The sequence below is a fragment of the Bradyrhizobium sp. Pa8 genome, from assembly GCF_052588265.1.
The window spans coordinates 3,680,181-3,699,539 of record NZ_CP176767.1 but is presented as its reverse complement, the minus strand read 5'-3'; the positions used below and the strand labels follow the sequence as shown (position 1 = coordinate 3,699,539).

The 19,359-nt window shown below is 65.5% G+C and carries 16 protein-coding genes; 4 read left to right on the top strand and 12 right to left on the bottom strand.

Translation table 11 applies throughout. From position 1 onward, the window contains the following. Positions 1-17: 17 nt before the first annotated feature. From ACKWRH_RS16480 to ACKWRH_RS16470, 3 genes are read left to right on the top strand one after another with little or no spacing between them, the layout of a single operon-like run. A complete protein-coding gene (locus tag ACKWRH_RS16480; protein ID WP_445221428.1) occupies positions 18-1,028 on the top strand; it encodes an ABC transporter permease in 1,011 nt (336 codons plus the stop codon). Further along, positions 1,025-1,873 carry an ABC transporter permease gene (locus ACKWRH_RS16475; RefSeq protein WP_445221427.1) on the top strand — a complete coding sequence of 283 codons (849 nt, stop codon included), beginning with the start codon at positions 1,025-1,027 and terminating at the stop codon, positions 1,871-1,873. Before ACKWRH_RS16480 ends, ACKWRH_RS16475 begins: the two co-directional genes overlap by 4 nt. Then, a complete protein-coding gene (locus tag ACKWRH_RS16470; RefSeq protein WP_445221426.1) occupies positions 1,852-3,549 on the top strand; it encodes an ABC transporter ATP-binding protein in 1,698 nt (565 codons plus the stop codon). The genes ACKWRH_RS16475 and ACKWRH_RS16470 overlap by 22 nt, the downstream gene beginning before the upstream one ends. 43 nt (positions 3,550-3,592) lie before the next feature. On the opposite strand, the gene ACKWRH_RS16465 is transcribed toward ACKWRH_RS16470, so the two are convergent. Next, entirely contained in the window at positions 3,593-4,606 is a 1,014-nt protein-coding gene (locus ACKWRH_RS16465; RefSeq protein WP_445221425.1) for a DUF2891 domain-containing protein, read from the bottom strand. After that, positions 4,603-5,526 carry a hypothetical protein gene (locus ACKWRH_RS16460; protein ID WP_445221424.1) on the bottom strand — a complete coding sequence of 308 codons (924 nt, stop codon included), beginning with the start codon at positions 5,524-5,526 and terminating at the stop codon, positions 4,603-4,605. The genes ACKWRH_RS16465 and ACKWRH_RS16460 overlap by 4 nt, the downstream gene beginning before the upstream one ends. Positions 5,527-5,615: 89 nt before the next feature. Here ACKWRH_RS16460 and ACKWRH_RS16455 point away from each other — a divergent pair, with 89 nt between their 5' ends. Continuing rightward, positions 5,616-6,530: a LysR family transcriptional regulator gene (locus ACKWRH_RS16455; RefSeq protein WP_445221423.1), complete on the top strand. Its 915-nt coding sequence runs from the start codon at positions 5,616-5,618 to the stop codon at positions 6,528-6,530. 25 nt (positions 6,531-6,555) lie between these two features. On the opposite strand, the gene ACKWRH_RS16450 is transcribed toward ACKWRH_RS16455, so the two are convergent. The 10 genes from ACKWRH_RS16450 to ACKWRH_RS16405 all read right to left on the bottom strand — a co-directional run bounded on the left by ACKWRH_RS16450 (position 6,556) and on the right by ACKWRH_RS16405 (position 19,343). Further along, entirely contained in the window at positions 6,556-6,957 is a 402-nt protein-coding gene (locus ACKWRH_RS16450) for a VOC family protein (protein WP_445221422.1), read from the bottom strand. 133 nt (positions 6,958-7,090) lie between these two features. After that, positions 7,091-7,873, bottom strand: coding sequence for a class II aldolase/adducin family protein (locus ACKWRH_RS16445; protein WP_445221421.1), 783 nt, complete (start codon positions 7,871-7,873; stop codon positions 7,091-7,093). 15 nt (positions 7,874-7,888) lie between these two features. Then, positions 7,889-8,881: an NAD(P)-dependent oxidoreductase gene (locus ACKWRH_RS16440; protein ID WP_445221420.1), complete on the bottom strand. Its 993-nt coding sequence runs from the start codon at positions 8,879-8,881 to the stop codon at positions 7,889-7,891. Positions 8,882-9,478: 597 nt separating this feature from the next. Further along, positions 9,479-11,176 carry a GMC family oxidoreductase gene (locus tag ACKWRH_RS16435; protein WP_445221419.1) on the bottom strand — a complete coding sequence of 566 codons (1,698 nt, stop codon included), beginning with the start codon at positions 11,174-11,176 and terminating at the stop codon, positions 9,479-9,481. Between the two features lie 63 nt (positions 11,177-11,239). Then, positions 11,240-12,571 carry an MFS transporter gene (locus ACKWRH_RS16430; protein ID WP_445221418.1) on the bottom strand — a complete coding sequence of 444 codons (1,332 nt, stop codon included), beginning with the start codon at positions 12,569-12,571 and terminating at the stop codon, positions 11,240-11,242. A gap of 72 nt (positions 12,572-12,643) precedes the next feature. Beyond that, a complete protein-coding gene (locus ACKWRH_RS16425; protein ID WP_445221417.1) occupies positions 12,644-13,450 on the bottom strand; it encodes an enoyl-CoA hydratase/isomerase family protein in 807 nt (268 codons plus the stop codon). 29 nt (positions 13,451-13,479) lie between these two features. Further along, positions 13,480-15,024 (bottom strand): AMP-binding protein, encoded by a 1,545-nt coding sequence (locus ACKWRH_RS16420; protein WP_445221416.1) that lies wholly within the window; start codon positions 15,022-15,024, stop codon positions 13,480-13,482. Beyond that, positions 15,017-15,535, bottom strand: a complete 519-nt coding sequence (locus ACKWRH_RS16415; RefSeq protein ID WP_445221415.1) for a (2Fe-2S)-binding protein — start codon at positions 15,533-15,535, stop codon at positions 15,017-15,019. The genes ACKWRH_RS16420 and ACKWRH_RS16415 overlap by 8 nt, the downstream gene beginning before the upstream one ends. Then, positions 15,532-16,347, bottom strand: a complete 816-nt coding sequence (locus ACKWRH_RS16410) for an FAD binding domain-containing protein (protein WP_445221414.1) — start codon at positions 16,345-16,347, stop codon at positions 15,532-15,534. The genes ACKWRH_RS16415 and ACKWRH_RS16410 overlap by 4 nt, the downstream gene beginning before the upstream one ends. Then, on the bottom strand, positions 16,344-19,343 hold the full coding sequence (locus tag ACKWRH_RS16405) for a xanthine dehydrogenase family protein molybdopterin-binding subunit (protein WP_445221413.1): 3,000 nt from the start codon (positions 19,341-19,343) through the stop codon (positions 16,344-16,346). The genes ACKWRH_RS16410 and ACKWRH_RS16405 overlap by 4 nt, the downstream gene beginning before the upstream one ends. Between the last annotated feature and the right edge of the window lie 16 nt (positions 19,344-19,359).

Sequence of the window (19,359 nt, the reverse complement as noted above, 5' to 3'; positions counted from 1 at the left end):
GTGAGGAGGCGACCGGCATGAGAAGCGCCTACCTGTCCTATGCCGCGAAGCGCTTCGCCCAGGCCGTCGTCGTTATCCTGCTGGCTTACGTCTTCACCTTCGTCGTCGTCAGTATTCTGCCTGGTGACCCCATCACCAACGTGCTGCGCGACCCGCAGAATGGATTCAGCGAGGATCAGATCAAGGAGATCATCGCTGCCCAAGGCCTGGACCGGCCGATTCCGATCCAGCTCTGGGCGTCCTTGTCCAACTTCGTGACCGGCGACCTCGGCCTGTCGATGCGATCCAACCGGCCTGTGACAACCCTGATCGCCGAGGTTCTCCCTTCGACACTGATCCTTGCATCCGCAGCTTTCGCCATCGCGCTGCTGCTGGCGGCTACGATCGCCTACGGCACCCAGTTCCTTCCGAACCGGTTCGGCCAGGGCTGGCTGCGTGGCTTCCCATCGTTGTTCCTGTCGGTGCCGAACTTCGTGATCGGCCTGGTGCTGATCCACATCTTCGGCTTCCAGCTTGGGTTCTTTCGCGTGATCGCGCCGGACAGTTTCTGGGCGACCTTCTTCGCCGCGGTCGCGCTCGGCATCCCCATCTCCGCACGGATCACCGAGGTGCTGATCGCGAACCTCGACAACGAGTCCGAGCAGGAATACGCCGCCGTTGCGCGCAGCCGTGGGCTCGGGCAGATGCGCCTCTTTGCCAAGCACCTGCTCAAGCCGTCTTCGCTCCCGGTCATCACCGTCATCGCACTTGGCATCGGCGAACTGCTCGGCGGTTCGCTGATCACCGAGACCGTATTCGGACGGACCGGTATCGGCAGCCTGGTGCAGCGTTCGGTGAGCACGCAGGACCTGCCAGTCCTGCAAGCGGTCGTCTCGCTGGCGGCAGTGGTGTTCGTGCTCGTCAACCTGATCGCCGACCTCGTCTACCCGCTGCTAGACCCGCGCGTGAAGCTGATCAGCGGTCGCAAGGTCCGCCCGACCACCGCCGACGAGAGCTCCACAAATCTTTCCCAGGCGGTGACGCCATGACTGTCGCCTCCGTCTCGCCTGCCTCGCGCGTCGCGGCGATCAGCCGGCTGACAGCCCTTCGGGTGCCGCCGACCGTCGCGCTCGCATTCGCGGTCATCGCGATCGTAATCGCCTGGTCGCTCGCGCCAAGCTTGTTCACGAGTCATGATCCCGTCAGCGGTGTCCCCGCTGACAAGCTGCTCAGCCCCCGCGCAGCACACTGGTTCGGCACCGATCACCTCGGCCGCGACCTCTTTACCCGGGTCGTCTATGGCACGGCCTCCTCGGTGACGAGCGCGCTCATCGCGGTCGTCATCGCCGCGGTTGCCGGCGGGCTCATCGGCCTCCTGGCCGGCTTCCTCGGCGGCTGGATAGACGTCGTGCTTGCCCGCCTGGTGGATGTGCTGCTGGCGATCCCGAACTTCCTGCTGGCGGTCATCGTCGTCACCGCGATCGGTTTCGACACCACGAACGCTGCGGTTGCGACCGGCGTCTCGGCGGTCGCCGTGTTCGCGCGGGTGATGCGCTCGGAAGTGATCAAGACCCGACAGGCCGTTTTCGTCGAGGCGTCGTTCCTGATGGGCGGCTCGCGCTGGCACATTCTGTTGCGGCACGTGCTGCCGAATGCATCTCGCTCGGTGCTCCCGCTCGCGGTGCTGCAGTTCGGCCTGTCCATCCTGGTGATCGCCAGCCTTGCTTTCCTCGGCTACGGCGATCCGCCGCCCGCCTCCGACTGGGGCCTGCTGATCTCGATCGGCAAGGACTACCTCAAATGGCCGTGGCTGGTGTACGCCCCCGCCTTCGTCACGATCGCGACCGTCCTCTCCGCAAACAGGATCAGCCGATGGCTCCGCAAGACAGACTGACCGCCAGGTTCACCCGCGCCGAGCGCGTCGCGCCGACGCCGCTGCGGTCGATTCCGCAGCTCCGGGTCGACGGCCTGTCGGTCTCCTACGGGCCGCACGAGGTCGTGACCAACGTGAGCTTTGAACTCGGCCGCGGCGAGAGCCTCGCCCTCATCGGGGAGTCCGGGTCCGGCAAGTCGACGATCGCCCGCGCGGTGCTGCGGCTGCTCCCCAGCGGCGGGCACGCCACCGGCCGCGTCGCGTTCGACGGCCAGGAGGTGCTGGGGATTTCCGAGCGCGGCTTCCGGCCGCTGCGGGGACGAGCCATCGGGTTCGTCCCGCAGGACCCTGCCAACTCACTCAACCCGGTGCGGACAATCGGTGCCCAGGCGCAGGAGGCGGCTGCGCTGCTCGACGAGCCCGACAAGGCGATCCGCAAGCAGCTCATCCTGGAGACGCTCGCCCAGGTTGGGCTCGACAACCCCCTGCGTGTCTACGACTCCTACCCGCACCAGCTGTCCGGCGGCATGCTCCAGCGCGTGCTGATCGGCCTTGCGATCCTGCCACGGCCGGCACTACTGGTCGCGGACGAGCCGACCTCCGCGCTCGACGTCACGATCCAGAAGCGGATCCTCGACCTGCTCACGCGGCTGCAGCACGATCTCAAGATCAGCCTGCTGCTCATCACGCACGACCTTGCGATCGCCGCCGAGCGAGCGGACTCGCTCGTGGTGCTCAAGGACGGCGTCATCCAGGAGGCTGGCCGGACCGCTTCCGTCTTCTCCTCGCCGGCGTCGGCCTACGCAAAGAAGCTGCGCGCGGATGTCCCGGCCCTCAACCCCGACCGTTACGCCGCACTGCGCGACACCGGCTTCCGTTCCCTCAAGACCGGCCAGGCACCGAAGATCGAGGTCAGCGCCGTCACGAAGACCTTCACAGTCGACGGCAAGGCGATGACGGCCGTCGACGATTTGTCGTTCAGCGTCCCTGCCGGCACCACGCACGCGCTGGTCGGCGAGTCGGGCTCGGGCAAGACCACGACGGTCCGGCTGCTGCTTGGACTGGAGGGACCCGACACCGGGAGCATCTCGGTCGCAGGCGAACAAATCACCGGCCGCTCGCCCGAGGCACTGCGGACGGTGTGGCGCCACCTTCAGTTGGTCTACCAGAACCCCTTCACTTCGCTCGATCCGACCTGGACGATCGAGCGGCTCGTGCGCGAGCTGCTCGACCGATTCAAGATCGGAACGCGAAAGGAACGGGATGAGCGCGTCCGCGAAGCGTTGGCCGATGTCGGACTTGGCGAGCACCTGCTCTCCCGCAAGCCCGGAGCCCTGTCAGGTGGCCAGCGCCAGCGCGTGGCCATCGCCCGGTCGCTGGTGCTCAAGCCCGACGTGATCGTGCTCGACGAACCCACCTCCGCGCTCGACGTCAGCGTCCAGGCCGGCATCGTCGAAGTCCTGCTCTCGCTACAGGCTAATCTGGGCCTGACCTACGTGTTCGTGTCTCATGACCTGGCGCTGGTGCGTCAGCTCGCCCACACCATCTCCGTGATGCATCGGGGACGCATCGTCGAACACGGGACCGTCGCCGACATCTTCGACAACCCTCAGCAGCCCTATACGAGGTCGCTGCTGGCGTCGATCCCGTCGGGTGGCGACGATGTCGCACACATGCGCACGCGCGCCTTCGGTTGATCATGACCGCAGATCGAGGAAGCCGCGGAAGGCCCCTGCCCGCTCAGTTCTCATCATCAAGTGCAAGCACGGCAAAGCTCGCGAGCCAGTGCTCTCCCATGTAGTGACCGGCGATATAGGGGAGGCCTGCGGCCAGATGCTCGCGCGCCGTTTCATGAGCAACGACGCGGCGGGGGTCGCCTGCCGGCAAGGCGTCGCCGAGAGAACGCCAGCACCAGGCGCGGCTGAGATTGAGTCCGTCGAGATGAGCGATCTTGCCGTCGGTGCGATCGGTGACCGTCGCAGGCTTGAACAGCGTTGCCGGCTGTCGTTCGACCAGCCGCGGCAGAAAGCGATCGAACCAGGGCAGGAACGCGTCCGGAGGCAACAGGCGCCGCATGCATTCGGCCTCGACAAGAGCCGAGGACTGGAAGTCGTCGCCGCTCGGCTCACCCCAGGCGGGGCAGTTGCTGTCCTCACCATACCAGCGCTGGCCAGTCTCGTGCAGCAAGCTGGCGAGCGCTTCATCCTTTTTGATGCCGGCGTAGTCTGCCGCCATCCGCAGGCCAAACGCCGTATTGAAATGGGTGCCGACGCGTACGGGATAGAACGCCAACGGCAGGAAGTCGCGAAAGCGTTGCGCGATGATTTCGGCCAGCGGCGCGAGATTGCGGCTCCAGCGATCGTCAGGGTGGAGCGCCAGTTCAGTCGCGAGCTTCAGGAGCCAGGCCCAGCCATATGGCCGCTTGAAGCCGCGAGCGGTTGGACGAGCAAAATAGGCGCACTCAGCAGCAACCTTGTCGGACACGAACTGCGCGTCGAAGAGGGCGCGAATGTCAGCCGCCGCCGCGAAATCGGGAAACCGGCGCAGCAGTCGCGCCAGCATCCAGTAGCTGTGGACGCAGGAATGCCAGTCATAGCTGCCATAGAAGATCGGATGCAATTGGCTCGGCGTGCGGGCATCCGCCGCTTCAGCCAGCGCGTGGTCAACGTTATTGGGATATTCGCGCCCGACATGGCCGAGCGCGATGTTGGCAAAATGCAAGGCATGTTCGCGGGTAAGACGGGGCGTGGTCACGGCTTGGCCTTTCTTGTGTCCCGGCCGATCATTGTCTCGATCAGGCGCGGCAGGAGGTAGATCGGAAATTGCGTCGCCGCGAAGTATAGAGCCATGCGTGGCGAGGCGGCAGCACCCAGCGCCGACCAGACCAGGCCGACATTGCGATTGCCGAGAATGAGCCCGACGGTCAGCCGCTGGCCCAAATTGCCCGGCAGCAGCATGACACCAGCTGCTTGAAGGGCGATATTGCAAGCGAAAGCAAGCCCGAGGCAGAGCGTGGCGGCCTGCACATCCGCCGCGATCTGCGCGCGAATGTCAGCCATCGTCGCCACCGCAAAGACGAGGAGCGCCGCGACGATGATCCCGTCGACCATCCCGCCATGGGCCGCCAGCACCGGGGCTGCATGCCGGCGAACCAGGAAAGCCACTCCTTCGGCGCCGCCGATCAACAGTGCCAGGCGAAGCGCGAGCTCGAGCGCGCTGATCTCAAGTCCGCCGAACCAGCCTGCGAGAAACGGCACGGTGACCGGAGCCAGCACCATGGACAACACCGTCACCACGAGCGGCACCGCCCCGTCGAGCCCGAGCATGCGCGCCACCGCTGCCGTTCCGCTCGATGGCGGCGCCGAGACGGCGAGCACGGCTGCAAGCGCGATCTCCGAACCAAGGTTCAAGGCGCGACCGGCAACACCGATCACGAGCGGACAGGCCACCATGACGACGGCCGGCAAGAGCACGGAAAGCGATGGCCGTCGCAGCGTTGCGACGACGGCCTGACTGTCGATCCGCAACAGCGTTCCCAGCACGATCAGGAAGATCGTGGCTGGCATCAGGGGGCGCGCGAGGTCCGCAAGAGCCGGAAAAGCCAGTCCAAGCAGGACGCCAAGCGCCAGCAATGTCGGTCCGCGCGGGATGAAGTGCAGGAGTGAGGATCGCATGCGCCGCGCCCAATGATGTCGTCTCCGCCAGGAGACCACACCCCGCATCATCCTTGAAATCGATTATTACCATATCTATCATCGCTCAAATGAATTTGGCTTCCGTCGACCTCAACCTCCTGGTCGCCTTCGAGGCGCTGATGGAGGAACGCCACGTGACCCGCGCCGGCCAACGCATCGGCCTGGCACAACCTTCCATGAGCAGCACGCTGACGCGGCTGCGCGCGCTGTTTGGCGATGAGCTTTTCGTGCGGTCGGCCTCCGCCATGCAGCCGACGGCGAAGGCGCTGGCGCTGGCGCGGCCGATCAGGGACGCTCTGGGGCAGATCCGGGGCGTGCTCGAACCCACTTCAGCCTTCAATCCGGCAACAGCCCGCCATCGCCTGTCTATTGCGGCGACCGACTATGGCGACCTCGTCGTGGTGCCGCGACTGGTTGAGGCGTTGCGGCGGGAGGCGCCTGGTATCGATCTCGTGGTGCGCCCCATCATTGATCCGGCCGCGAGTGTCGCAAGCCTGGAACACGGCGATGTCGACGCGCTGATAGGTGGCCATCTTCCCGCTTCCCCGCGCATCATCCGATCCACGCTTTTCACGGAGAGCTTCGTCTGCATTCGCGACGCCAAACGCGCCAAACTGAAAGCCCGTCTCACCAAGGACGATTACACGCGGCTTCCGCACGTGCTGTTCTCCTCCGCCGGCGGCGACGGGCTTCCCGGCGCAATCGACACGATGCTGAGCCGGCACGGACGCAAGCGCCGGACCGCGATCACGCTCGCCCATGTCGTCGCGGTGCCGTTCGCCGTCGCCGGCACCGATCTCGTGGCAACCATGGCCGAGCGCGTCGCGCGCCGCTTCGCGACAGCCGCCGGCGTATCTGTCGTTCCGATTCCCTACGATGTGGAGCCATTCACCATCGACCTTCTCCACACGCGCCGCGCCATGGCCAATCCGGCGTTGCGCTGGTTCATCGAACTGGGCAATCGCGTCTGCAGGACGCTGTAGCGATCGGCGGGCCGGCAGCAGGCTGCTATTTCGGCTCAATCACCTGCGCGATCTCCCAGACATGGCCTGAGGGGTCGGCAAAGGACGCAGTTCGTCGCCCCCACGGACGGTCGATCGGGCCATTGAGCAGATCGACGCCAATCTCCCGCAGGGCCGAGCAGACCTGATCGACGTCGACGACCCTGATCGTCAGGAGTGCGCGCGCCCCTGCGGAGGACTGCGCGACACGCAGAGGCTCGACAAGCGGCGGTGCCTGAGACGCGTCGAGAAGATTGACCAGGAGCCTACCAAATCGAAGCACGGATGAAACCGCATCCTCCCAGACCGTCTCGGATGTGAAAACCTTGGCGTAAAACGCTTTCGACGACGCAATGTCATCGACGAACAATGTGATGACTTCAACTTCGCTCGGCAGACCATTGACCATGTCGCCCTGCTCCTCACCGTTGCTGCGGCAGCCTGCACAAGCGTGACAAGCCGCCTGCCGCTATATCTCACGATGTCACGGCGTGACGCAATTCCGGCGAGCCGGGCAACTGCCCCGCCCGGAGGCCATGATCCTAGTTGAACAGGTCCGGCTCGGCCTCGGTGATCCAGTCCCACAGGGGCTGGAAGCTGAAATAACCGCCCTTGTGCGTACCGACCTGCCGCGAGGTCAGGCTGGCGATCTCGTGCGGGATCGGCTTTGGCGTTCCGGCGGCTTCCGCAAGCAGCTGGGCGCGCGCAGCATTGTCCATGGCGATGTACCACCAGGCGGCAGCCTCGATGGTCGGTCCGACCGTGAGCAGGCCGTGGTTCTGCAAGATGGCCGCCTTCTTCGATCCCAGCGCCTGCGCGATCTTGCGGCCCTCTTCCGTCTCCAGCACGACGCCGGAGAACGGATCGAACAGCACGTGGTCCTCGTAGAAGGCGCAGGAGTCCTGGGTCAGCGGATCGAGCAGGCGTCCGAGCGCCGACCAGGCCTTGCCGTAAGTCGAATGGGTGTGGGCGGCGGCGATCACTTCCGGATGCGCCGCATGGATCGCCGAATGAATGACGAAGCCGGCCTGGTTGATCGGCTTGTCGCCGATCAGGATGTTGCCGTCATGGTCGACGAGTTGAAGGTCGGAGACCTTGATCTGACTGAAATGCTTCGACAGCGGATTGATCCAGAACCGCTCGGGGAACTCCGGATCGCGCACGGTGACATGCCCTGCGAGACCCTGATCGAAGCCATAGCGCGAGAACAGGCGGAATGTCGCGGCAAGCCGCTGTTTGCGGTGCAGCCGCTCCTCCTCGAACGTCGCGGCCGGCGTGCGCTCGACCAGAGAGTACTTCTTGGGCTTCTCGACGACCTTGTTCATTGTTGCCTTTCCTTTTTAGTATTCGAGAGTCTTGTCGAAGACGTCGGCCAGCGCCACGCCATGGGCGTAGGCGTCGAGGTTGACCAGCGTCTTATCGGCCAGCCGCTTGATGTCCGCTCCTCCCGTCCAAGAAACATGCGGGGTCAGGATGACCTTGGGATGGTCATAGATCGGATCGCCATCCAACGGCGGCTCCGGATCCGTGACATCGAGCGTGGCGCCGGCAATCCGCCCCGCGTCGAGCGCCTGCAACAGGGCGTTCTGATTGACGATACGGCCGCGCGCCACGTTGATCAGGTGCAGCGATTTTTTGGCGCGTGCCAGCACGTCGGAATTGATCAGGTGCGCCGTCTTCGTCGTCGCCGGCAGAGCAAGGACGAGATGATCCGAGACCTCGACCAGTTGCTCGATGCCGTCGACCGGCTGGATGCCTGGAAGGACATATGGCCAGGCCGACCGTCGCAGAACCCTGATGTTGACGCCGAACGGCTTGACCCGCTCGGCGACGGCGCGGCCGATGGCGCCGAAGCCCGCAATGCCGATCGTCTTGCCGCTGAGCGAGCCCAGCTGCGTGATCTTCCATTGCTCGCGGTTGCGTGGCCGGATGTCATGGATGCGCTTTTCGAAACCGAGGATCGCCGCAAGCACATATTCCGCGATCGGATCGGCCGAGATGCCGCGGCCGACCGTGACCACGGGACCGTCGAGCAGCCATGCCGGAAAGAAATCCACGCCAGTCGAAGCGGTTTGGATCCAGCGCAGCCCGACCGGCCAGCCGGCCGGCTTGTCCGCAGGCGCCTTGTGCCATCCGGCCAGCGGCCGTGTCAGCAGCACGTCCGCCTCGGGGGCAACCTCCCACGGCGCGCGGTCGGCGGGATGGTCGATGATCAGCGGACGCGACCAGTGATCGACCAGCGCGGCACGAATGTCCGGGCCAAGCTGATTGACGATGATCGGCGATCGCACGCTGGTGGAGGCGCGCTGGCTTTCAATTCGGGGAGTGTTCATGTCACGCAGTTCAGGATGGCAACGGTCCGGATATGCTAGGCGTTTGAGGCAAGATAGTCCTTTCAAAGATGACGGGTGTCTTGCAACAAGAGGACGACGCGCTTCGGCAAGACAAAAGGATTTGTCTCTGGAGCCCTGGCGCCTCTGCGAGGCTCGCGCGCGACGCGGCCAAGGCTCGAACCTGGGACTCGCTGATTAAGAGCCAGTTGGTCTCATCCCAGGACGTCGAGTCATTGATCGAATAGGTCGTAGTTAGCTGCGTGAGTACAAAGAAGCTGCGCTTTCCGCCACCAACCCGCCTGCTTCAAAACGCCTGCTCACGTCGGCCTGCGCAAGATTTTTCTTGATCTCGCGGTGCACACGTCATGCACAGGCCGCCCTTTAGCTGATTGAGACAATCTAACCCTTGCTCCAATCCATCACGGGCCACTTTCGGCTAGCAGCAGCGAAGATCGAGCCTGGTCTAACGTGAGCCGCTCGATGCCGCAGTCGGTCGTCGCGACGCTTCCTGTTCAGGAGTCGAATCCAATGGGGTGACCTCGTGGAACTCGAATACTTAACGCAGGAGGGCGTTTCCGCGCTGGCGCAGCACAAAGCCTAATTTCGCGACAGCAGGGCATCGCTGATCTTCTCGGCCGCCATGATCACGGGGATGTTGGTATTGGCCGTCGGCAGCCGCGGCATGATCGAGGCATCCGCCACAAAAATGTTCTCACTGCCGATCACTCTGCCCCCGGGATCGACCACCGCCATCCGGTCGGCGGGATCGCCCACGCGGCATGTCCCCACTGGATGCCAGACTCCGAACACGCTTTGCCGTACGAAGGCTTCGAGGGCACGGTCGTCGGCAAGCGTCGCTTGGAAGGCCGTGCCGTTGAGCAGCACGAGCCGGATCAGAAGCGCCCTGAGGCCCGCAGGAATGTCGAGCATCGGCCCGAGGATGGACGCAACGATGCGATTGACGGTGCCGTACCGGCTCAGCCGCTTGATACGCGGAGAAAAGGAGGCCGGGAAGAAATCGTCCGCCTCCGGGTTGAGCGCGGGATGAACGACAAGCTTTGCGAGCAGCCGGACGGCCGCGACCATCCGTTCGAGATCGCGTCGGTCGGACAGCAGGTTGAAATCGACAACAGGATAGGTTTTCGGGTCGCGGCTCGCCAACGTGAGCGAGCCGCTCGAATTCGGCCGGTTGCACCAGAGAAAGTAGAGACCAAGCCGCGTGCCCAGCGCATGCCACCCGCCGCGCGCCGAGGCCGTGATGTACATGTCGGAGGCGTCGCAGCCGGGATGTTCGGACGAGAAGCGCATCGCCGCGAAATTGGGACGCCGCCGGGCAAGCGGCAACCGCAACCGCCGCGACAAATATTGACAGAAGGTCAACGCGGGATGATCGCGCAGATTGCTGCCGACGCCGGGGAGATCGATCGCCACGGGAATGCCCAGCGCTCGCAGCGCCGCGCCCGGGCCGATGCCCGCCCGCATCAGGATCGTCGGCGATTGCACCGCGCCTGCGGTGAGAATGACGCGGCCGGCGCCAATGGTGAGCTTATGACCACCCCGCGCGACCACCACGCCCGTCGCGCGGCGGCCATCGAGCTGGAGTTGTTCGACCTCGCTGTCCGCCCAGATGGTCAGGTTCGGCCGCGCGCGCGTTGCTGCGTCGAGATATCCGGCTGCGGTCGAGACGCGCCGGTCGTTGCGATTGGAGAAGGCTGGCGGAAAGATGCCGTCCTCGAACTCGCCGTTCTGGTCCTTTCGGAACGGCAGGCCTGTCGCCGACAACGCTTCGCCGACGGCGTGGCCAAACGGCGGCATTGCCTCGCGCGCGATGCGGCGGATCGGGATCGGGCCGTGCTTGCCATGCAGCGGGCCGTCGAAATCCAGGTCCGTTTCGAGCTTGAGGAAGTACGGCAGCACATCCGCCCAGCCCCAGCCGCGCGCGCCGAGATCGCGCCACTCGTCATAATCGCGCGGCAGGCCGCGATTGGCCGATTGCACGTTGATGCTGGATCCGCCGCCCATCACCCGGCCCTGCTCGTAGGCGCGGACGACCGGCTTGCCCTCGGCATTGCGGCCGGCGGCCGCTGACAGGCCCGGCCAGATGTATTTGTCGCCGAAGAACAGCGTCATCGGATAGCTGTCGAGGATTTCCGGCGGCGTCGCCTCGGGCGGCGTGTCCATCCCGGCTTCGATCAGAAGCACACGGCGGCTTCCGTCTGCGGAAAGCCGATTGGCGAGCACGCAGCCCGCCGACCCGCCACCGACGATCACGTCGTCGAAATGCAGCCCATCCATTCCCGTCTCATCGCGCAATTCGATGGATCGGCGCGACCACGAATGCGGCCGCGCCGATTTGGCTCAGCGGAAGTCACCCTTGGTCTCGGGAATGACGACCGCACCAATCAGATAGATCACGAACACGCCGACCGCGAAGTAGGCCAGCGACATCGGGATCTCCGCGGGGCTGCCGCTCACCAGCGAGACGAAGGTCGGCATCATGCCGCCCAGCGCAAAGCCGATGTTCCAGGACAGGCCCGTGCCGCTCGCGCGCAACGCGGTCGGGAAACGCTCGTTGAGGAAGATCAGCACCGGCGCATAGCCGGCATTGCCGATGAAGGCGATGGCGAGCGCATAGAGCGTGATTTGCGTCGTGTCCTTGGTCGCCGCGAGATTGAGGTAGCACAGCGGCAACAACACGGCCGCCAGCACACCGATCAGCAGGAACGTCTTCTTGCGGCCGATGCGGTCGCTCAGCGCGCCGACCAGCACGGCCGAGAAGAACGCCGAGACGCTAGCCCCCATCAGAATCAGCGACGAGGTCTGGTTCGGGACCGCGTTGATGACCTTCAGGAAGCTCGGCAGATAGCCCGAGGTCAGGTAATAGCCGGCACCACCGCCGAAGGTGATGAGAAGGTTGACCAGCAGCACGCCACGATATTCGCCGGAGAACACGTCCTTGACCGGCGCCTTCGAGACCTTGGCCTGCTTGTTACCCTGCTGGCGCTTGAGCTCCTTGAAGTAAGGCGACTCCTCGAGGTTGCGGAAGATGAACCAGCCGAGCAGCGAGCTCAGCAGCCCCGAGAAGAACATGAAGCGCCAGCCCCATACCGCGAAGGCATCGCCGGGGAAGATCGAGGACGTGATCAGGAAGATGAAGGACGCGAGCAGCGCACCGATGCCGGCGCCACCGCCGCCGACCAGGCCCGACATCGCGCCGCGCCACTGCGCCGGCACCGATTCCGTGCCGATGGTGTGCGTAGAGGCCACCACGCCGCCGACGAAGATGCCCTGCACCAGGCGCAGGATCAGGAAGATGATCGGCGCGAGAATTCCAACCTGGGCGATGGTCGGCAGCAGGCCGAAGGCTGCCGTGCTGATGCCAACGCCGATGATGGCGATCAGCATGGCCTGCTTGCGGCCGTGCACGTCCGCATAGTGCCCGAACACCGCCGAGCCGAGCGGCCGCATTAGCAGCGTCACGGCGAACGAGCCGTAGACCGCGGCGAGCGACAGCGCCGCATTGCTTGACGGAAAGAACAGCGCGCCGACGACCGGCGCCACGTAGAGCAGAATGAACAAATCGAACAAATCGAGCGCCCATCCGAGCACCGATGCGATGATCGCATTGACCATCTGCTTGTTATCCGCCGACGCCTGCGCGCCCGCGACCGGCATATCCATCTCAGCCATGTTGTTTTACCTCCCCCGTTTTGATAGAGCCGCGGTTCGCGTCATTGCGAACCGCGGCGGTTCTGTCGCGTATCAGCGGCCGGTGAATTTCGGCGGACGCTTGGCGTTGAAGGCTTCGACGCCTTCCTTGAAGTCTTCGGATTGGCGAAGGCGGCTGTAGCAATGGCCTTCGAGCTCGATCGCGATGGCGAGCGTCGAATCCTCGGTGTCGTTGAGGAGCTTCTTCGCCGTGCGCTGCGCCAGCGGCGAGAAGGTGCGGAGCTCGTCGACCAGCTTGTCGGTCGCCTTCTCCAGCTCGGCATCCGGCACGCATTCGGTGGCGATGCCCCAGTCATAGGCCTGCTTGGCCGAGATGCGCTTGGAACGCATCACGATGTCCTTGGTGCGGGTGATGCCGACCATCTTCTGCAGGCGGGCCGAGCCGCCCGAGCCCGGGATCTGGCCGAGCTTCTGTTCCGGCAACGCATATTGGGTGGTCTCGGAGGCGATGCGGAAGTCGCAGGCCAGCGACAGCTCGAAGCCGACGCCGAAGCAATAGCCGCGGTTGGCAACGATCACGGGCTTGGCGCAGCGCGCGGGCGCGGCGATGTTCCAGGCGAGCTTGGAGACGTGCTCGGGGCTCGCCTCCATGAAGCCGCCGATATTGCCGCCGCTGGAGAAATGCTCACCCTCGCCGCGCACCACGATCACGCGGACACGCGGATCCTCGTCGAGCGTCTCGAAGGTCAGCCGCAGCTGGTCCCGCTGCGGCATCGCCACGACGTTGTAGGGTGGACGGCCCAGGATGATGTCGGCGCGCTCATGCGCCTCGTCGATCTCGACCTTGAACCCGTCGAGCTTGGCAAGCCGGGGATCGGAAAATGTATAGGGTGACGGCATCTGTGCTTCCTTCTGTTGATGATTGATGATCAGGCGGCGTCTGACGGCGGCAGGCGCTCGGCTTCGTATTCACCGGCGACGAGCAGTCGCCGCAGCAATTTGCCGACCGGCGATTTGGGAATGGCGTCGACGAAAACGTAGCGCCGAGGCCGCTTGAAATTGGCAAGGCCCGTGGTCCGGCAGAACTGCTCCAGCTCGACGTCCGACACAGGGCGATTGCGCTTGACGAAGGCGGCGACGACCTTGCCCCACTTGTCGTCGGCGACGCCGACCACCGCGACCTCGTCAACGGCGGGATGCAGCGACAGGCAGCTCTCGATCTCGACCGGCGAGACGTTCTCGCCGCCGGTGATGATCATGTCGTCGACCCGGCCGGTGACGAACAGATCGCCGTCGGGATCGACGAAACCGGTATCGCCGGTAAAGTACCAGCCCTCGCGCAGCGACTTGGCGTCGGCCTCGGGGCGGCGCCAGTAGCCCTCGAAGGCCTCGTCGCCGGCGAGCGTCGCGATGATCTCGCCCTCCTCGCCGACCGCAGCAAGCTCCGCGACCGACTTCGCGCCGATGCGCACGACCTTGACGTGCTGGTTCAGCCCGGCCTTGCCGGCCGAGCCGGGCTTGGCCGTGGCATTCTGGTCGATCGTAAAGGTGTAGATCTCCGAGCTGCCGTAGTGATTGACGAACAGCTCCGGCTTGAACGCCTCGTTCAGCTTCTTGAGAAGGCCGTCTGTCATCGAAGCGCCGGCAAAGCCGAGCTTGCGCACGCTGGATACATCGGTTTTGGCGAAGGCCTCGTGATGAACGAGGTCATGATAGAGCGTCGGCACCAGGTAGAGGTTGGTGATCTCCTCCTTCTCGATCAGCGCCAAGGCCTGACGGCTGTCATAGCGAGGCAGGCAGATGAAGGTTCCGCCGATCAGCGACATCGCCAGCAGCGAGCGGACGCCCATGGTGTGGTAGAGCGGCATCACGCCGAGCGTGCGCTCGCCGCGGCCGTAGAGATTTTGCGCGACATGAGCGATCGCGGCAGCACGTTCGGCCCGATGCCGCCGCGGCACGCCCTTCGGCCGCGAGGTCGTGCCTGACGTGTAGAGCATGATCGACCAGGCATCGATGCCGACGCGCGGCTCGGCGTCCGGCGTGCTGTCCTTGATCAGATCGGCAAAGCTGGTGGCCTCCCCAGTCCCGGGATCGACGGACACGCGCAGCAGCTTGCCTGCCAACCCCGAGCCCTGCACCGTCTCCGCAGAGATATCCTGATAGACGATCGCACAAGCCTCGGCGTTCTCGATGCAGTAATCGAGCTCGTCGGCCTTGGCGCGCCAGTTGATCGGCGTGATCACGAGCCCTGCGAACTGGCAGGCCCAGTGCAGCGTCGCGGCTTCCCAGCGGTTTTGCAGCAACGTGACGACGTGATCGCCGGGCTTGAGGCCGAGGCGGTCGAACGATGCCACCAGTGCGGAGATCTTGCCGTACCATTGGCGGTAGGTCAGGCGGAGATCGCCGTCGACAACCGCAATCGCATGGGGATCGCGCGCGGCGCTGGCGATGAAGCTGCTGGCGAGATCAAGCATCGGACGTCTCTTTTTTGGATGAAGCGAGTTCGGCGGCGGCTTCGAGCGCCGCCTGGATGATCGGTGTGTAGCCGGTGCAGCGGCAGATATGCCCGCTGAGGAGGTCGCGGATCTCCCCTTCGGTCGGCGCCGGGTTCCTGGCGAGGTAGTGGTCGAGCGACATCAAGATGCCGGCGGTGCAGAAGCCGCATTGGAGCGCGTGGTTGCGGCGGAACGCCTGCTGCAGCACGCCGAGCCGGTCCGCCGATGGCGCAAGGCCTTCGACGGTCCTGAGCTCGCAGCCATCGACCTGCGCGGCCAGCGTGAGGCACGACCGCGTCAGCATGCCGTCGACGACAACAGTGCAGGCGCCGCAGACACCGTGCTCGCAGCCGACATGGGTGCCGGTCGCGCCCAGCTGGTGGCGCAGGAAGTCGGACAGCAGCATGCGCGGCTCGGCTTCGCCCTCGACCGGCTTGCCGTTCAGCGAGAAACGGACGGCATGGCGCCGATCAGCCTTGAGACGCGTCATTGCAGCACCTCGCCGATCAGATCGCGACCGATCATGCGCACGAGGTCGCGCCGGTAGCGCGCGGTGGCATGGACGTCGTCGCGGGCACCAAGCTCGTAGGCGAAAGCATTGAGGGCATCGTCGAGCGCGCTGCCCTCCAGCCGCGGCCAGTCGCGCGCGGTCGGAACGTCGGCGACGCCGCCAACGGCGAGACGCACGCCCGTCGGCGTCTTCATCGCGGCGCAGGCGACGATGGCGAAATCGCCATGACGGCGTGCGACCTCGCGAAAGGCGAAGCGGCCTTCACGGGCCACCGGGAGCGAGATGCCCTCGATCAGCTCATCGTCCGCCCGCGCGGTCAGCATCATGCCGGCAAAGAAGTCTTTTGCTGACACACGGCGGCGGCGTTTGGCACTGCGCAAGACCACTTCGCCGCCGAGCGCAACCAGCGTCAGCGGCATCTCGGCGCTGGGATCGGCATGCGCGAGCGAGCCGCAGATCGTGCCGCGGCTGCGGGTCTGCATGTGCCCGACCCATGGCAGCGCCAGCGCGACCAGCGGCAGCGCCGCGGCAAGGTCAGGCCACGCCAGGAGATCAGCCTGGCGTACACCGGCGCCGATGGTGACGGCATCGCCCTTCCGCCCGATCTGGCGCAGCTCCTTAAGGCGCATGATGTCGATCAGCAGCTTTGGCTTGGCGAGGCGCATGTTGAGCATCGCCATCAGCGATTGCCCGCCAGCGAGCACACGGGCATCGCCGCCCTGCTGCGCGAGGCCTTCGAGGACGTCGCCGACGGTCTCGGCACGGAGATAGTCGAATGCGGGCGGTTTCATCGGCGCCCCCCGAACAGGCTCGCCACCTTTGCCAGCAGCGCGAACAGCGAGAAGCCGCCCTCCGCACCACCACCGCCAGCCTTGCGGGCCAGTGCGGTGAAGAACTGGCCGATGATGACGCGCGTGGCGCCGTCGAGCAGGCGACCGCCGATGCTCGCCACCTTGCCGCCGATCGCGGCGTCGTAGCTGTAGGTCAGCTTTGTGCCGCCGTTGCCGTCGGGCGCGAGCGTGATACGTCCCTCGGCATTGCCGAAGCCGAGCGCGCCGGTGGCGCCCCCACGCAGGGTGACCGCGCGTGGCGGATCTAGATCGAACAGCTCGACATCGGCGCGATAACGCCCGCTGACCGGGCCAATGCCGAGCGTGACGTCGGCGCGGAAATGCGTGTCGGTGATCTTGTCGACGCGCTGGCAGCCAGGAATGACGGATTGCAGCGTGGCGGGATCGAGCAGCATCGCCCAGACCTGCTCGGGCGCGCCCTTCACCGAAGCCGCGCCCTCACCGCGCAATCGCCGGTCACCTTCACGCGCTGGCGTAGCAATCGCGCCGCCGGCTGGAGGCGGCGGTTCGGCACCGCGCACCAGCTCTGCAAGCCGTGCCGGCACCAGCGGCAGCGTGATGTCGGCAACGCCGAGCGCATCCGCGACCGCATTGGCGATGCAGGCCGGCGTCGACATGCAATTGCCTTCGCCGACGCCCTTGGCGCCGAGTGGCGTGAACGGCGACGGCGTCTCCATGTGGATGATCTGCGGCTCCGGCACCTCTGTCGTGGTCGGCAGCAGATAATCGGCGAGCGTTCCCGTCAGGAAGCTGCCGTCCTCGGCGTAGGCATATTCCTCGAAGAGCGCGGCGCCGAGCGCCTGCGTGAAGCCGCCACGGATCTGGCCGTTGACCATGCCGGGATGCAAAATGGTGCCGCAATCGTGCATGGTGACGTAGCGATCGATCCGCGTCTCCAGCGTCGTCGGATCGATCTCGACACCGCAGAAGTCGAAGATGAAGCCGTGGCAGAGCGAGGAGTTGATGCGGTCCTCATCATCAGGCGGCATGAGCTCCGGCGGCGTCCAGAACACAGTCTCGCGAATGGTCTGGCCGGCATCGTCAGGCAGCGAGCCCGGCGACCAATGGCTGAGGGCGGCGACACGCGAGAACGCAATCCGGTTCTCCGGATTGTGCCTGGAGGCGACGAAACCTTTTGCAAACACGATGTCGGCGGCTTCGACGTTCAACTGGCTGGCGGCGATGCGGGCGAGCCTGCCGGCGACGCGCTCGGCGGCGATCTTCGCGGTGCCCGCCACCGCCGCCGCAAAACGGCTGGCGTAATTGCCCGACGCGATCGACCAGGCGTCCTTGGCGGTGTCGATCTCGGTGTTGACGCGGATATCCCTGGGCTGAAGCCCGAAGACGTCGGCGACGACCTGCGACAGCACCGTGCGATGACCCTGCCCCTGCGGCACCGAGGCGACGTGGACCGTGACGCTGCCGACCGGATCAAGGCCGACGGTCGCGGTTGCCTGCGCGCCGTTCTTGGGACCTGCCTTGCGGCGCTCGGCCGCCGTCAGCACGGTCGTGATGTAGCCCATGTTGGAGACGCTGGGCTCGACCACCGCGGTGAAGCCGATCCCGTAGAGGCGCCCCTGCGCTCGCGCCTCGTCCCGCTTCGCCTTGAGCTCAGCGAGCCTGCCCTGCTCGACTGCGAGCGCGACGGCTTCCTGGTAGTTGCCGGAATCGAGCAAGGCACCGGTCGCCGTGCGATAGGGAAACGCGCTGGCGTCGATCAGATTGCGCTTGATGACATCGAGCGGATCGAGGCCGAGGCCGATCGCGATCCGCTGCACCAGGCGCTCCAGTGCGAAATAGACCTGCGGGCCACCAAAGCCCCGGTTGAGACCGGTCGGTGTCTTGTTGGTGACGACGACGCGGTTGCGGATGTTGACATGGCGGATGTCGTAGGCGCCGGTCAGATTGCCGTGCATGCGATAGAGCGTGGCGGGCTCGGGCGCGCGCAGATGAGCGCCGCAATCCTCGACCTGGTCCCAATCGAGCGCGAGGATCTTTCCGTCCGCCGCGACCGCCGCCGACAACGTGGTCGCGCGATTGGTCGCTGACACCGACGCGGTGAGATGCTCGAGCCGGTCCTCGATCCACTTCACCGGCCGGCCCGTGACGCGCGCGGCGGCGGCGATCAGCACGATGTAGGGAAACACGCCCTGCTTGACGCCAAAGCTGCCGCCGGAATCCGGCGGCGTACGCAGCCGCAGCCGGTTGCCCGGCACTTTCAGCGCGCGCGCAATCACCGTGTGGATACTGAACGGCCCTTGGAAATTGGCGAGAACCTCATAGGCATCCTCGCCGGCATCGTGCGAGGCGACGACGCCATAGGTCTCGATCGGCGTGCAGGAATTGCGGGGATAGCGGATGTCGATCGAGAAGCGATGCGGCGCCTCCTCAAAGGCCTTTTCAGGATCGCCGTAGCGGAAATGGCGGTCACTGGCGAGATTGCCGGGAAAGCCTTCGTGCAGTACCGGCGCGCCTGATACGAGCGTCCCGAGCGGATCGACGACAGCAGCCCGCGGGCGATATTCGACGTTGATCAGCTCGGCCGCATCCTCGGCGCGCGCACGGTCAGCTGCGACGACCAGAGCGACCGGTTCGCCGACATAGCGCACGCGGTCCATCGCGATCGGCCAACACTCCACCGGCGCCTTCACGCCGACGACGAGGCTCGTCGTGACGGCCTTGACGTCGCTGCCGGTCAAAACCGCGGCAACGCCCGGCAGACGCTTCGCGGCTTCAACGTCGATCGAAAGAATATCGGCATGCGCATGCGGCGAGCGCAAGATCGTCGCGTGTAGCGTGCCGGGCTGGACACCGAGATCGTCGATGAAGCGGCCGCGGCCGCTGAGCAGTGCGGCATCCTCGACGCGCTCGATCGAACGCCCGACCCACGGCTCGTCGCCACTTCCCGGATTTGCGGATTTGACCGCCTGCAACATGTCCCGGCATACCTCC